Raw genomic sequence first — 13,670 nt, forward strand, 5'->3', positions numbered from 1 at the left:
CCCGCCAGGTCCGGCCAAACGCCGGGGACCGCTTCTACGGGGAGACGTCTCGCGCGGCGGCGAACACCTTGAGCAGCAGGGCGTGCAACTCGTCGCGTTCGCCGGGAGTGAGGCCGCTCAGCAGCATGTCGTCGACCGCGGCGGCGTCCCGGAGCAGTTCCGCCAGCAGGTCACGTCCCCGATCGGTGATGCTGACCAGGACACGCCGCCGGTCGGTGCCGTCGCGGGTTCGCCCGACGTGGGCCGCGGTGGAGAGCTGGTCGATCACCTTGGTCATGTCGCTGGGGTCGATGCCGAGGCGGATGCTCAGGTCGCGCTGGGAATGTGGCCCGAAGTCGGCCAGGGCGGCGAGGGTGGCCATGTGCCACATGCGGAGGCCCCGCTCGGCGAGGCGGCCGGCGACACGCTCGCGCCCCGCCTTGCCGCTGAGGGACAGCAGGTACGCGTTGATGCGCATCAGGGTGGGTGGTGCGGGGAGGGCGGCCGCAGCTGTCCGGCGCCCAGCTCGCGGCCGGCGGTCCGAACGGGCCATATGCGAGCTGGGATGTCGACGGCGAGGGCCTGCTGTCGATGATCGACGCACGGGCGATGAGCGTGGTGCCAGGCGCGCTTTCGGCACCGAGCCCCTTCGGCTCCCGGGGCACGTGGATGGCGAGCACGTAAGGTCTGGGGATGATCGAGTCTCAACGTGAAGCGGTGCCTTCCAACGACGGTGGTGAGCTCGACGTCACCCTCGCCTTCCTGTCTTTCGCGCGCTCCTGCGTACTGAAGAAGGTCTCCGGTTTGGATGAGGAGCAACTGCGGCGCCGTCTGGTCGTCTCGGACACCACGTTGCTGGGTCTGGTCCAGCATCTGACCGATGCCGAACGGTACTGGTTCGGCTACACGTTCGCCGGGGACCGGCGTTACGCCGATGTGGACTTCGGCATGGTGGTCGAGCCGGGCCGGTCCCCGGAGCAGATCATCACCGGCTACCGGACCGCGATCGCGGACAGCGACGCGCACATCCTCGCGGCCGGCGGCCTCGATGTCCGCACCGCGCAGCCGGTCGGTGACGCGCCTCGTACGCTGCGCTGGGTGCTCGCCCACGTGACGAGCGAAACGGTCCGGCATGCCGGTCACGCCGACATTCTGCGGGAGCTCGTCGACGGCGTCACCGGCCGGTAGTCACGTCATGATGAGCCGATGGACGACCGAGAGCTCATCAGTTACCTGATCCGTTGCATCGACGCCGACAACCACGCCTATGCCGATGTCGCGCACCGGTTCGGCGGGGAGGCGCTGCTCGACAGCCACCTCCCGATGCTCGACCTGGTCCAGAGCCTCGCACAGGAGTGGCAGGTCATGGACCCCGCCGACGACCGCTACGCCGGCCTGACCCACGCGCTGCGTGTGGTCGCGCAGGCCTATCACCGCGCCGGCTGACGGGCTCCCGGGCGGCGTCGCCCGGGTAGAGGATGCCGGTGGTCAGGCGCGGACCCGGCGGGAGAGGGAGGACTGGCGGACCACCAGTTCGGGGGCGACCAGGACGCCCTGGACCGGGCGGCGGTCGCCGTCGATCAGGCGGGAGACCATGAGTTCGACGGCGGTTCGGCCGACGTGGTTCTTCGACGGGCGGATCGCGGTCAGCGGGGGTTCGGCCAGGTGGGCCACCTCGTCGTCGTAGGAGACGATGGCCAGGTCGTCGGGGACGCGGATGCCCTGCTCGGCGCACGCCTGGGCGACCGCGATGGCCTGCGGGTCACTGTGCACGATCAGCGCGGTCAGGCCCGAGCCGACGGTGTAGCGCGGGTTCACCGCGTCGTCGGGGATGCCCAGGTCGGCGCAGGCGCGGTGCCAGCCGCGCAGCAGGTAGGCCGACGTGGGGCTGCCTCCGGACAGGACCAGGCCGATGCGGCGGTGGCCCTGGTCGTACAGGTGATTGACGGCGATCTCCAACCCGAGAGAGTGATCGCTGCGCACCCATTCGACCTGCCGCGGAGCGGCGGTCCATCGTCTCGGCTGGCGTTCGACGAGGATGGCCGGGACCGGCAGGCGGGTGATCCAGCCGATCATCCGGTCGGCGTCCTCGCCGTCCAGGCTGGGCGCGAGCAGCAGGCCCTGCACCTGGCCGGCGTCGACGAGCCGGGCGATCTGCCGCCGGTCCTCCTCCGGGTCGTAGCTGGAGCCGCGCAGTTGCACGTTGACGCCGAGCGCCGCGCCGGCCGCGCGGGCGCCGGCGACGATCGGCGGCCAGTAGAAGTCGAGCGACGGCACCACCATGCCGATCGTGAACGTGGCCGGGCGGGTGGCCCGCGGCGGCAGCGGGCGGGTCGCGGCGGGCAGGGTGGCGCCGCCGTGCACCCGGTGGACCAGGTTGCGGGCGGCCAGGGCGGCGATGTCCCGGCGGATGGTCAACTCGCTGACGCCCAGGTCACGGGCCAGATCACTGACCCGTACGGCGCCGCTGCGCCGTAGTTCGGTGAGCAGGTGCTCGTGCCGCTGCACCGAGAACAGCGTTGTTCGATTGGTTGCGTTTCCGACCGAGCGGGATCGCACCATGGCCTCACCGTTTCCGACCGTTTACGAAGACGTTACGCACATTCTTACGCATCGATCGGAGAGTCGGTTGACTTCTCCCTACCCGGAAGGGACGGGGATTCCACTGGGTCGCCCCAGAGTGTTTCCTGCTTCATCGCCGATCGCCCGCCCGGAAGGTGTTCCCCGTTGAGGTCCTACATCAGCTCCACAGGCCGTCACCGCCAGCCCGGCGGCCAAAATGTTACGGGCCGCGTTCACGTCCCGATCATGCTTCGCATTGCAGCCGGTGCAGGTCCAGGCCCGCACCGACAGATCCAACTTCGCCGCCCGCACCCCGCAGTGCGAGCAGAGCCGGGTGGACGGGTACCAGCGTGGCACCACGATCAGCGTCCGCCCATACTCGGTCGCCGTGGATTCGAGCAGGATCCGGAACAGGCCCCAGGAGGCGTCGCTGATCGCCCGCGCAAGCGTGTGGTTCTTGAGCATGTTGCGGACGGCGAGGTCCTCGATCACGAGCACTTGATTTTCGCGCACGAGCCGAGTCGTCACCTGATGCCACATGTCCCGGCGCCGGTCCGCGACCCGGGCCTGCACCCGCGCCACCCGCACCCGCGCCTTCTCCCTGTTCCGGGAGCCCTTCTCCTTACGCGCCAGCTCCCGCTGCGCCCGGGCCGGCCGCCCGCGTTCACGGCGCTCCTGCCGCGGATTCTCCACCGCCTCACCAGTCGAGAAGGTCAACAGCCGGTTCAACCCGGCATCGATCCCTACCATCTGGCCGGTGGCGGGAGCGGTGGCAGCCGGGGCTTTGCATCGCAGGGAAACGAACCAGCGGCCGGCCCGATCCTGGGACACGGTCACCGTCGACGGCACCACGCCCTCCGGCAACGGCCGCGACCACACCACAGCCAGCGGCGTATCCATCAGCTTCGCCAACCGCAACTCACCAGACTCGTAGGTGAAGGCACTCGCGGTGAACTCCGCCGACCGACGCGACCTCTTCCGCGACTTGAACCGCGGATACCGGCACTCACCGCCGAAGAACTTTTGGTAGGCGGTGTCAAGGTGCCGCAACGCCTGCTGCAACGGCACAGACGACACCTCGGTCAAGAAGCTGTACTCGGCGGTCTTCTTCCAGCCGGTCAACAACGCCGACGTCGCACCATAGCCGAGCGCCTCCTGCCGCTGCTGCCACGCGTCACGGCGGGCCTGCAACCCCAGGTTGTACACCAACCGGACACACCCGAACGTCCGTGTCAGCAGGTCAGCCTGCGCCGGGGTGGGATAGAAGCGGAAACGGTATCCGCGTTCCACCACCATCACCATCCACACAGGATGGAACAGGCGTACGACCGCGGTAGCGGCGGGATCGGCGAATCGGTGTCCCTGCCCTACTCCGCGGGCGATTCCGTTTCCTCTCCGGCCTGCAACGCCGGACCTTCCACGAAAGGATTCTGATGAGATTGTTCGCCGCGGCCATGGCGGCGCTGGTGGCGCTGCTGTTGATGCCACCCGCGCCGGCACAGGCAGCACCGGTCACCATCACCAACGGCGTCCAGTTCACCGACACCAGCGGCGCCGGGGTGCACGCCCACGGCGGCGGGATGATCAAGGTGGGTTCGTACTGGTACTGGTTCGGCGAGAACCGCAACGCCGACGACACGTTCCGGGCCGTCTCGGTCTACCGCTCCTCGGATCTGCGGACCTGGGAGTTCCGCAACAACGTGCTCACCTCGTCATCGGCGTCCGAGCTGGGCAGCTCCAAGATCGAACGGCCGAAGGTGATCTACAACGCGTCCACCGGCCGCTACGTGATGTGGATGCACAAGGAGAACGGCACCGACTACGGCGAGGCGCGGGCCGCGGTGGCGTCCTCGGCGACGGTCGACGGCACCTACACCTATCACGGCAGCTTCCGGCCGCTGAACCAGTACATGTCCCGAGATATCACTATCTGGGAGGACGGCGGCACCGCCTACATGATCTCGGCGGCGGACGAGAACCGGGACCTCCAGATCTACCGGCTCACCGCCGACTACCTCCAGATCGCGGCGCTGGTCGGCAATTTCTGGGACAACGCGACCCGCGAGGCGCCGGCCATGTTCAAACGCAACGGCGTCTATTTCCTGCTCACCTCGGGCACCTCCGGATGGAATCCGAACCAGGCGAAATACGCCACCGCCACCAGCATCAGCGGGCCGTGGTCCGGCTGGACGAATGTCGGCGACTCCACCACGTTCGGGTCACAGCCCGCCTACGTCCTGCCTGTTCAGGGCACGTCCGGCACGAGCTATCTCTATCTCGGCGACCGCTGGGCCGGAGCCTGGGGCGGCCCGGTCAACGATTCCCGTTACGTCTGGCTGCCGATCGGCTTCCCGTCGAACACGTCGATGTCGCTCTCCTGGTACCCGACGGTCACCGTCGACGCGGCCGCCGGAACGGTCACCGGAAACGCGGCCACCTATTACCGGGTCACGAACCGCAACAGCGGCAAGGTGATGGACGTGGTGAGCGCGTCGATGGCCAACAGCGCCGAGATCAAGCAGTACACCTGGAACAGCGGCGGAAACCAGCGATTCGAATTCCGGGACGCCGGGAACGGCTATTTCCAGATCGTCGCCCTGCACAGCGGCAAATGCCTCGACGTGGCCTCCGCGTCCACCGCCGACGGCGCCAACATCATCCAGTACACCTGCGGGAACGGCACCAACCAGCAGTGGCAGTGGGCCGCGACCGGCGGCTATTTCCAGATCAAGGCCCGGCACAGCGGAAAATGCCTGGACGTGGTCTCGTCCAACACCGCCGACGGCGCCGACATCCAGCAGTACAGCTGCGGTTCCGGCACCAACCAGCAATGGTCGAGAACAGCGTCGTAGACACGGCGCGACCGATCGCCCGGTCCCGGCCGCAGCACCCGCGGCGGCCGGGCCCGGCGACCGGTCAATCCAGGATCCCGGCCTCGTGGGCGACGATCGCGGCCTGCACCCGGTTGCCGACGCCGAGCCTGGTGAGAATCGCACTGACGTGCCCTTTCACGGTCCCTTCCACCAGGTGCAGACGCCGCGCGATCTGAGCGTTGGAGAGCCCGGCCCCCACGAGGGCGAGCACCTCCCGCTCCCGGCCGGTGAGCGCCTCCACCCGCGCCCGCGCGCTCGGCGCCGGATGCAGACCGTTGAGCCGATCGATCATCCGTACGGTCAGCTCGGGCGACAGAAACGCCCCACCGGCCGCGATCGCGTGCACCCCGGCGAGCAGTTCCCGCGGATTCCCCGATTTGAGCAGGAAGCCCCGCGCCCCGAAGGACAGCGCCCGGCTCAGGTATTCGTCCTCACCGAAGGTCGTCAGCATGGCCACTCCGGTCGACGGCATCGCCCGCAGAATCTCCGTTCCCGCGGCCAGTCCGTCGAGCCGCGGCATCCGGATGTCGAGCAGCGCCACATCCGGCCGGCGCGCCGCCGCCAGTTCCACGGCTTCGCGCCCGTCCCCCGCCTCGGCGATCACCGACAATTCCGGATCGGTGTCGAGAATGGCGCGAACCCCGGCCCGGATGAGCATCTCGTCGTCGGCCAGCAGGATCCGGATCACGGCGCCTCCGCATGCGGCAGCCGGGCCTCCACCTCGAAATCGTCACCGTTCGGGCCGGCCCGGAACGTGCCGCCCGCCAGCCGTACCCGCTCCCGCAGCCCGGCCAGCCCGGCCCGCGCGCCGGGCGCCTTCCGCCCCCGCACCCCATCGCGATTACTGACGGTCACCGTGGTGAGCCCGTCGGCGGTGCGCAGACACACCCGGACCGGCGCACCCGGCGCATGCTTGAGCGCATTGGTGAGACTCTCCTGAACCACCCGGTACGCGGTCAGCCCGGCCATCGGCGGCAACGAGCGGCTGCCGTGCCACTCCAGCGTGACCGGCGCGCCCGCCCGCGCCGCGCGCTCGACGAGATCCTCGACGCGGTCCGGTTCCAGCGGCGCCGGCTCACCGTCACGCAGCACGGTGACGATCCCGGCGAGCCGCGCGACCGCCGCGCCCGCCCGTTCCCGCAGGTCGGCGGCCGCCGCACGGTGCGGTTCGGCGACGGTCAGTTCCAGGGCGCCGGCCCGGAGCGCGAGCAGGCTCAACTCGTGTCCCAGGGTGTCGTGCATGTCGCGGGCGATCCGGTTGCGCTCGTGCAGACGCGCCTGTTCGATGCCGGCGGCGGCCAGCCCCGCCTGCTGCCGCAGGGACCGGCCGGCCATCCAGGGCAGGACGACGGTGACGGTGAGTAGCAGAGCCCCGGTGGCCGGTTCCGCGAACAGGCTCGCGACCACGGCTGCCGCGAAGACGGCCAGCGCGGGGCGGGCGTGCGGCATCCGCTGCCCGGCGAGCACGCTGACCAGCACATTCACCGCGCCGAGCGCGGCGGCCCACAACGGCACCGCGGTGGTCAGGGCGAGCGGCAGGGTCACGCTCGCTGCCGCGCTCAACGTCAAGGACACGAGAGGGTACGGGCGCAGCACAGCGAAACCCACCACCGGCCCGAGCAGCGCACCGCTCGCGAGCGGCCACGGCAGCACGCCGAACCCGGTGGTGACGGCGAGCAGCAGCACGGCGAGCAGCCCGATCACCCAGGCGGGCGCCGTGTCCCGCCAAACCCGCCACACACCCGTCATGCTTTCACGTTCGCGGCTGCCGGAGCCACCCGGCGGCGACGGAACACGGCCGTACCACGGGCGACGATCGTGGCGGCGTTCATGGCGGCGGCCGCCGCGCTCCACAGCACCAGCATCGGCACCACGTACATCACCTGACCGAACGTGATGTCCCGCCCGCCGCCGACGCCGACTCCCAATACGCACGGCAGGCTCACGAAGAGGACCACCGGCAGCACCCGCGGCACCAGGCGCAGCAGCGGCAGGCGACGGTCCGGCCAGGTGACCGCGCCACGCAGCCGCCGGATCCCGAGCAGCACCGTCCCGGTGGTCAGGGCGAGCAGCACCAGGTCGGTGATCAGCCGGGTCGGCGCGGGCGTGCCCGGATCGCCGCCTTCGAGCAGCCGGGCCAGGTCGCGGGCGAGGGCCGGGGTGCCTTCGGTGGCCAGGCTGAACCCACTGTCGCCGAGGACCGCGACCCCGTACCCGGACGGCCGCATCAGGACGCTGGCGGTGTAGGTGAACCAGATGCCGTCGTGTTTGACCGTGCCGTCGTCGTCGGTGTCCCAGCCCATCGCGTACGAGTGGCCGGGCCCGGACGGCGTGCGCATCGTCGTCATCCCGGCCGCCGACAACAACCGGGTCCCGTGCTGTGCGGTCAGCCAGCGCCCCATGTCACGTGCTGTGGTGACCACTCCGTCCGATCCACTGACGAACCGGGTCGGCTCGGTCGCGGCAAGGGACACGCCCACGGCGTACACATGTCCTGGCTTGACTTCTTTCGGCAAGTCACGCGGCGTCTGATCAATGTTGACGGTGTCGGTCATGTCAAGTGGTGTGAACACGTTCCGCAACAGGTGATCACCGAACCGCTCCCCCGTCACCACCTCCACCAGGCGGGCCAGGAGGTGATAGTTCGTGTTCGTGTACGAGTAGTCGCTGCCCGGCTCGCTCGCCGTCGTCGCGGCTTTCGCCCGCTCCGCGGCCTCGGCCGGCGACGACGGTTGCGGCAGGCTCTTCTCCCGCAGCGTGCGGTCGGTGATCCCGGACGTCTGCTGCAACAGATGACGTACGGTGATCCGCTCCGGAAGCCCGGGAAGATGCTCCCCGACGGGCGTGTCCAAGGTCAGCCGCCCCGCCTCCACCAGCCGCATCACGGCGAGCGCGGTGAACGCCTTGCTCACCGAGGCGATCGGCAACAGGGTCCGGTCGGTGACGTCCCCGTAGCCGGCCGTGTGCAGCACCCGGTCACCCTTGGTGATGGCGATCGCCACTCCGGGGTAGCCGGACCGGTCCGCGAACCCGGTCACGACCCGTTCCACCGCCCCGGTGTCCACGACCGGCGCGGCCGCTGCCGGCGCCCCGGGAACAGCGAGCGCGACAGCGGTGACGACGAGAATTCGGTTCAGCCACATGCCGGTAGACGCTAGAAATCCGGGCAGCCCCGCACAGGACCTGATCGACACCCCGGCACCCCTGACCTTCGTCAGGTCTCCAACCCTGTATCCGGTCCCGAGCCCCACCGGCTGCGCTTCGACCTGCCCATCCCGACCGGCTTCCCAGCAGATCCTCCCGTCCTGTCCGCAGCCGACCATGCACCGTAGTCGATCTTGCTCCGCTGGCCGCGGGTGCTGTCTCAAGCACTCGAAACAGCGCTGAGGGCCAGCGGGACAAGATCAGCCGGGGGTGGATGGGACGGAGGCCGACCGGGCGGTTCTGGTCGACACCATCCTGTGGTGGCAGGAACGCTGCTGGCGAGGCATTCTCGCCAGGGCGGCCGGGACGACAGCCGAACGAGCAGGCCGGGACGACAGCCGAACGAGCAGGCCGGGACGACAGCCGAACGAGCAGGCCGGGACGACAGCCGAACGAGCAGGCCGGGACGACAGCCGAACGAGCAGGCCGGGGCGACGGCCGGGTGGGCCGCGATGATGCGGTTGGGTGAGCTGGGGTCGCGGCGAGGTGCGAGCCGGATACGAGTGGGCCCGGCGGCACTCTGCGCGAATCCGGGTCGCGGGCGGCCGGCTGGGATGACGATGGGGGCATGGAAGAACCACGGCCTCAACAGGAGTCGCTCAAGATTCACGGGGACAAGCTGGCCGGGGCGTTCCGGCGGGAGGAGGCGGCCGACGACGACACCGAACCGGAGGTGACCCGGATGCCACGGCACCCGGCGAGCCGGGCGCGCAGCTCGATGGACACCGCCGCGGGACGGAGCTGACCACCGGGTGAGTGGGCAGCTCAGCCCGGCGGCGGCCCGCGGGCCGGACCCGCCGGTCAGGCCGTGCGGTACGGCGGGACTGCTCAGGAGCGTACGAAATCCTTGAAAAGCACGTCGATCACCCGCCGCCGGGCCGCGGCGGTCTCCTCGGCGTGCAGGCGTTCGGCGGCGCAGAGGCGGATCAGGCCGGGCGTCCCGTAGTGATCATGGCCGGGGTCTCCGGCAGGCCGGTCTCGACGAGTTTGTCGAGGCGGTCGGGGTCGGCGCCGGTGAGGGCGGCGAATCCCGGAGCGGGCAGCGGCGGGCGAACCGTCCGGCGCGTAGCCGGCTGCACCGTCTCGGCGGTGGCGCCGGTGAGGGCGGCGAATCCGGGAGCGGGCAGCGGCGGGCGGACCGTCCGGCGCGTAGCCGGCTGCACCGTTCGGCGGTGGCGCCGGCGATCCGTCGGCGTCCGACGCCGGGACGCTGAGCAGTTCGCGAAACCCTTTCTCGTACGCGCAGGAGGAGGAACCGCCGGACACCGCAAGCCGGCAGCGCCGGCACGGCCGTGCCGCGCCCGCCGGGCGTGAGCGCGCCGTCACCCTCACGACGTTTACAGTGGAGCTCCGTTTGCCGCCGCTCGACCGGAGGGCCTGTGAGCGTACTGACCGATCTTGCCCGGAGCCTGCGTCCCTCGCTGGGCATGCTGGTGGACGACGCCGAGGCCACCCGGTTGAGCGCCGCCATCGAACAGCTCCTCCGCGAGCACGACGACGGCAAGGACGTCGACACCCGCCTGGCGGAGCTGTTCTCGTCCGTACCCGAGATCCAGCGCTACGTCACCAACGCCCTGGACGACCCGCTGAACCCGGGCAAGACGCCCTATGAGCCGCTCGCCGGTGACGGAGCCGGATCGTCCCTCCAGCGGTACGAGTGCCGGTACGGCCCGCATGCGACCTGGTTCCGCAGTTCGCTGTCGCAAGAGGTGCCGCTCTGCCCCGAGCACCAGATCCCGCTGCGGCTGGTCCCCGGCCGATGATCGACGCGATCGGCGAGGCGGTGGCCGGGCACGTGGTCGAGCGGGCGCTGACCCGGATCGGCCCCGCCCTGATCTTCTGGACCGGCGGCGCTCTGGCCTGGCTGTCCACCAACGGCGGCTGGGACAGGCTGCTCGCCCTCGGCGCCGACGCCGCCGAGTTGCCCGTCCTGGCCGTACTGGCCGTGGTGGCGCTGATTCTGGCCGGCGCCTACGCCTCCACCGCGCTGGTCACCCTGCTGACCCGCCCGGCCCTGCGCCTGCTGGAGGGCTACTGGCCGCGGCCGCTGCGCCGGTCCCTGGTCAACCGCAAGAAGAAGCGGCACGAAACCCTCACCAAGCAGCTGACCGACCTGGAGACCAAGCGGCGGGATCCGGCGGCCGGCAGCGACCTCGACCAGGTGCACGCCGACTTCGCCCGCTGCGAGCAGCGGCTGCGGCGGCTGCCCAGCCCTCAGTGGATGATGCCGACCCGGCTCGGCAACATGCTGCGGGCCGCCGAGACCCGGCCGTACGAGAAGTACCGCCTGGACACGCCCACCGTCTGGCCGCACCTGTGGCTGGTTCTGCCGGAGCCGGTACGGGCGGACATCGGCGCCGCCCGTACCGGCCTGGACCGGGCCGTGGCGGCCGCCATCTGGTCGCTGGCGTTCCTGTCGTTCACCGGCTGGAGCATCTGGGCGCTGCCGATCGGCGCCGCTCTCACCCTGTGGGCGGTCCTGCTGTGGGCGCCGTACCGTGCCGCCCGCTACGCCGACCTCCTCGAGGCGGCCTTCGACGTGCACCGCACCACCCTCTACCGGCAGTTACGCTGGCCGCTGCCCACCGACCCCGACGACGAACGCACGACCGGCAGGGCCGTGACCACCTACCTGATCCGCGGCCTGGCCGGGGAACAGCCCGCCTTCACGGCGGCCGCCCCGTGACCGAGATCGACAAGATCGCCTGGATCCACCTGATCGGCGGCCGGATCCTGAGCACCCGCTCCCGCGGCCGGGACGTCTACTACCTGCCCGGCGGCAAACGCGAGCCCGGCGAGACCGACGTGGACACGCTGGTCCGTGAGATCCGGGAGGAGTTGACCGTCACGATCGACCCGTCCACCGCCCGCCACCTGGGCACCTTCCGCGCACAGGCGCACGGCCACGCAGCCGGCGTCACGGTCCGGATGACCTGCTACACCGCCGGGTTCGTGGGCACCCCGCACCCCGACAACGAGATCGAGGAGATCGCCTGGCTGACCCACGCCCACCGCTCCCGCGTCTCCCCGGTCGACCAGCTGATCCTCGACCACCTGCACACCGAGGGCCGTCTGCGTCCCGCCTGAATTCGGTGTCGCCGCCGCTCGCGGTCGCGTATGAAGAGGCGGTGAGTGAAACGGAACTGCGCGGTGGGAACACTGTCGGAGCGGCCCGGATCGGCGACGTGGTGCACAAGCGTGCGGCACCGTGGACGCCGACGGTGCACGCGGTGCTGCGCCATCTGGAGGCGGCCGGCTTCGACGGCGCCCCACGGGCTCTCGGTTTCGACGGCGAGGGCCGCGAGATGCTGACCAATCTGCCCGGTGAGGTGATCGGCGACCGCGTTCCGTGGCCGGAGTGGGCCTTCGCCGATTAGACCCTGACCCAGGTCGGGCAGTGGCTGCGCCGCCTCCACGACCTGACCGAGGACTTCCAGCCGCCCGAGGGCGCGACCTGGTTCGCGGGCGGCGAGATGCGCCCCGGCATGGTGGTCGGCCATCAGGACGCGGCGCCGTACAACGCGGTGATGGACGGCGACCGGCTGGCCGGCTTCTTCGACTGGGACACCGCGGGCCCGTCGTCGCGCGAGTTCGACCTGGCGTTCTCGGCCCTGTCCTGGGTGCCGCTCTACACCCCGGGCGCCGCCCACCACCTGGGCTTCCACCACCCCGATGACCGTTCCCGACGATTGCACCTGCTGCTGGACGCCTACGGCTACACCGGCGACCGCGCCGCCTTCGGCACGGTGGTGATCCAGCGCGCCCGCCGCCAGTCCGAGGTGATCCGCCAGATGGCCGCCTCCGGCGATCCGGCCGCCACCGCCCTCCTCCCGGTGGCCTCCAACCTCGCCCAGTCCGCCACCGAGGTCGAATCCCTCCCCTCCGACTTCTGGCACCGATCGCCGCACCCGGGCGCTCACTGACAAACGCCGGATCCCGATTCGGGCGCTTCATCCCGGTGGCCGTGGGCCGGCAACCGACCCACGGTCTCCTCCGTCACCGCCCACCGCCTTGAGCCGTCACCTCGGCGCCGCCGTTCCCCCGCGACCGCAACCAAGCATCCTCGGCCGCGTAGTCGAACCAGCCCGCCGGATCCGAGACGGGCGGGTGGTCGACCAGCCACCGGATCTCGGTCGTGAGATCCCCTACCGGCACATATCCGAGCGCCGAAGCCGCCCGGGTGTCCAGCACGATGCCGGGAAGCCGGTGGAACGGATGCAAACCGAGGGACGAGCCGGGAAGCAGCACCTCCTCCCAGATGTGACCGAGGTGAGCGGCGACGATCCGGGCGATGGCGAGGCCGTCCGGCGCGGACGGGTCGGCGGCATTGAGAATGCGCCGCCCGGGATTGTCGGCGACGCAGGCGACGAGGGCCGCGATGTTCGCCGCCGCGGACGGATGGTCGACGCCGCGGCCGTGGCCGGCGAGCAGCACGGCGGGCCGACGATCCCGGGCGCGTTTCACGAACCACCAGGTCCGGGCCGGTGCGGCGCCCTCGCCGTGGACCTTGGAGGGCCGCAGCACGGTGACCGGGGCGCCGCTGTCGAGCAGAAGCTGTTCGGCGGCGACCTTGTTCGGGCCGTAACCCTCCGGCGAGTCGTAGGGCATGTCGCCGGGCGGCAGGGTGGGTTGATCCTCATTGATCGGCCCATGGAACCGGGGCGGAATCATTGAGTTGACGTGGTTGCCTGCATCGTCAACATAGACGGCCTTGCTGGATATCAACACAGCCGACCGGGCCGCCCGCATGAGTGGAAGCACCTGACGGGAATGCGCAGCCGTGAAGCACGCAGCATCCACGACCAGTTCGTAATCACCGGACGGCCAGGTGTCGCGGTCGGTGCGGAAGAAGAGATCGGTCAGGTCGGCGGGCACACGGCGCGGGTCACGGCCGGTGACGGTGACCAGCCAGCCGTCACGGAGCAGGTGGCGGGCGACGGCACGGCCGATCAGGCCGGTGCCGCCGACGACGAGAGCGGTTCGCACCGTTTACGTTGTACCGGTGACCGATCACGTCACGCCACACCGGAAAGATTCCGCCCTCGTCGTCAT

17 protein-coding genes are annotated in these 13,670 nt (G+C 70.5%); 9 read left to right on the forward strand and 8 right to left on the reverse strand.

Translation table 11 applies throughout. The features are described from left to right. Window positions 1–34 precede the first annotated feature (34 nt). Window positions 35–457 (reverse strand): MarR family winged helix-turn-helix transcriptional regulator, encoded by a 423-nt coding sequence (locus J5X75_RS14585; protein ID WP_208467902.1) that lies wholly within the window; start codon window positions 455–457, stop codon window positions 35–37. A gap of 215 nt (window positions 458–672) precedes the next feature. Here J5X75_RS14585 and J5X75_RS14590 point away from each other — a divergent pair, with 215 nt between their 5' ends. After that, entirely contained in the window at window positions 673–1,167 is a 495-nt protein-coding gene (locus J5X75_RS14590; protein ID WP_208467903.1) for a DinB family protein, read from the forward strand. 18 nt (window positions 1,168–1,185) lie between these two features. Further along, window positions 1,186–1,425, forward strand: coding sequence for a hypothetical protein (locus tag J5X75_RS14595; RefSeq protein WP_208467904.1), 240 nt, complete (start codon window positions 1,186–1,188; stop codon window positions 1,423–1,425). Window positions 1,426–1,467: 42 nt separating this feature from the next. On the opposite strand, the gene J5X75_RS14600 is transcribed toward J5X75_RS14595, so the two are convergent. Together J5X75_RS14600 and J5X75_RS14605 are read right to left on the reverse strand one after the other, a co-directional pair. Then, window positions 1,468–2,487 (reverse strand): substrate-binding domain-containing protein, encoded by a 1,020-nt coding sequence (locus J5X75_RS14600; RefSeq protein WP_307798078.1) that lies wholly within the window; start codon window positions 2,485–2,487, stop codon window positions 1,468–1,470. 132 nt (window positions 2,488–2,619) lie between these two features. Beyond that, window positions 2,620–3,843: an RNA-guided endonuclease InsQ/TnpB family protein gene (locus J5X75_RS14605; protein WP_208467906.1), complete on the reverse strand. Its 1,224-nt coding sequence runs from the start codon at window positions 3,841–3,843 to the stop codon at window positions 2,620–2,622. 131 nt (window positions 3,844–3,974) lie between these two features. Between J5X75_RS14605 and J5X75_RS14610 the strand changes: the two genes are divergently transcribed. Continuing rightward, window positions 3,975–5,393, forward strand: coding sequence for an RICIN domain-containing protein (locus J5X75_RS14610; RefSeq protein ID WP_208467907.1), 1,419 nt, complete (start codon window positions 3,975–3,977; stop codon window positions 5,391–5,393). A 64-nt stretch (window positions 5,394–5,457) separates the two neighbouring features. Here J5X75_RS14610 and J5X75_RS14615 read toward each other — a convergent pair whose 3' ends face one another. From J5X75_RS14615 to J5X75_RS14625, 3 genes are read right to left on the reverse strand one after another with little or no spacing between them, the layout of a single operon-like run. Beyond that, complete coding sequence (locus J5X75_RS14615; RefSeq protein ID WP_208467908.1) at window positions 5,458–6,102, reverse strand: response regulator; 645 nt, start codon at window positions 6,100–6,102, stop codon at window positions 5,458–5,460. After that, the gene (locus J5X75_RS14620) at window positions 6,099–7,163 is read right to left on the reverse strand and encodes a sensor histidine kinase (RefSeq protein ID WP_208467909.1); all 1,065 of its coding nucleotides are present in this window, start codon (window positions 7,161–7,163) and stop codon (window positions 6,099–6,101) included. Before J5X75_RS14620 ends, J5X75_RS14615 begins: the two co-directional genes overlap by 4 nt. Continuing rightward, a complete protein-coding gene (locus J5X75_RS14625; protein ID WP_208467910.1) occupies window positions 7,160–8,557 on the reverse strand; it encodes a serine hydrolase domain-containing protein in 1,398 nt (465 codons plus the stop codon). The genes J5X75_RS14620 and J5X75_RS14625 overlap by 4 nt, the downstream gene beginning before the upstream one ends. Before the next feature lie 629 nt (window positions 8,558–9,186). Between J5X75_RS14625 and J5X75_RS14630 the strand changes: the two genes are divergently transcribed. Continuing rightward, a complete protein-coding gene (locus J5X75_RS14630; RefSeq protein WP_208467911.1) occupies window positions 9,187–9,363 on the forward strand; it encodes a hypothetical protein in 177 nt (58 codons plus the stop codon). Window positions 9,364–9,544: 181 nt separating this feature from the next. Here the strand turns inward: J5X75_RS14630 and J5X75_RS14635 are convergent, their stop codons facing one another. Beyond that, entirely contained in the window at window positions 9,545–9,781 is a 237-nt protein-coding gene (locus J5X75_RS14635) for a hypothetical protein (protein WP_208467912.1), read from the reverse strand. 216 nt (window positions 9,782–9,997) lie between these two features. Between J5X75_RS14635 and J5X75_RS14640 the strand changes: the two genes are divergently transcribed. The 5 genes from J5X75_RS14640 (at window position 9,998) to J5X75_RS44275 (ending at window position 12,541) form a co-directional block, all read left to right on the forward strand. After that, window positions 9,998–10,381, forward strand: a complete 384-nt coding sequence (locus J5X75_RS14640; protein WP_208467913.1) for a hypothetical protein — start codon at window positions 9,998–10,000, stop codon at window positions 10,379–10,381. Further along, a complete protein-coding gene (locus J5X75_RS14645; RefSeq protein WP_208467914.1) occupies window positions 10,378–11,304 on the forward strand; it encodes a hypothetical protein in 927 nt (308 codons plus the stop codon). Before J5X75_RS14640 ends, J5X75_RS14645 begins: the two co-directional genes overlap by 4 nt. Continuing rightward, complete coding sequence (locus tag J5X75_RS14650; RefSeq protein ID WP_208467915.1) at window positions 11,301–11,705, forward strand: NUDIX hydrolase; 405 nt, start codon at window positions 11,301–11,303, stop codon at window positions 11,703–11,705. The genes J5X75_RS14645 and J5X75_RS14650 overlap by 4 nt, the downstream gene beginning before the upstream one ends. 41 nt (window positions 11,706–11,746) lie before the next feature. Then, window positions 11,747–11,995: a hypothetical protein gene (locus tag J5X75_RS44270; protein ID WP_238487946.1), complete on the forward strand. Its 249-nt coding sequence runs from the start codon at window positions 11,747–11,749 to the stop codon at window positions 11,993–11,995. Between the two features lie 108 nt (window positions 11,996–12,103). Beyond that, the gene (locus J5X75_RS44275; RefSeq protein WP_238487948.1) at window positions 12,104–12,541 is read left to right on the forward strand and encodes a phosphotransferase; all 438 of its coding nucleotides are present in this window, start codon (window positions 12,104–12,106) and stop codon (window positions 12,539–12,541) included. Between the two features lie 73 nt (window positions 12,542–12,614). Here the strand turns inward: J5X75_RS44275 and J5X75_RS14660 are convergent, their stop codons facing one another. Then, window positions 12,615–13,604, reverse strand: a complete 990-nt coding sequence (locus tag J5X75_RS14660; RefSeq protein ID WP_208467916.1) for an NAD-dependent epimerase/dehydratase family protein — start codon at window positions 13,602–13,604, stop codon at window positions 12,615–12,617. Between the last annotated feature and the right edge of the window lie 66 nt (window positions 13,605–13,670).

Source organism: Actinoplanes flavus, from assembly GCF_017592555.1.
Classification (GTDB): Bacteria; Actinomycetota; Actinomycetes; order Mycobacteriales; family Micromonosporaceae; genus Actinoplanes; species Actinoplanes flavus.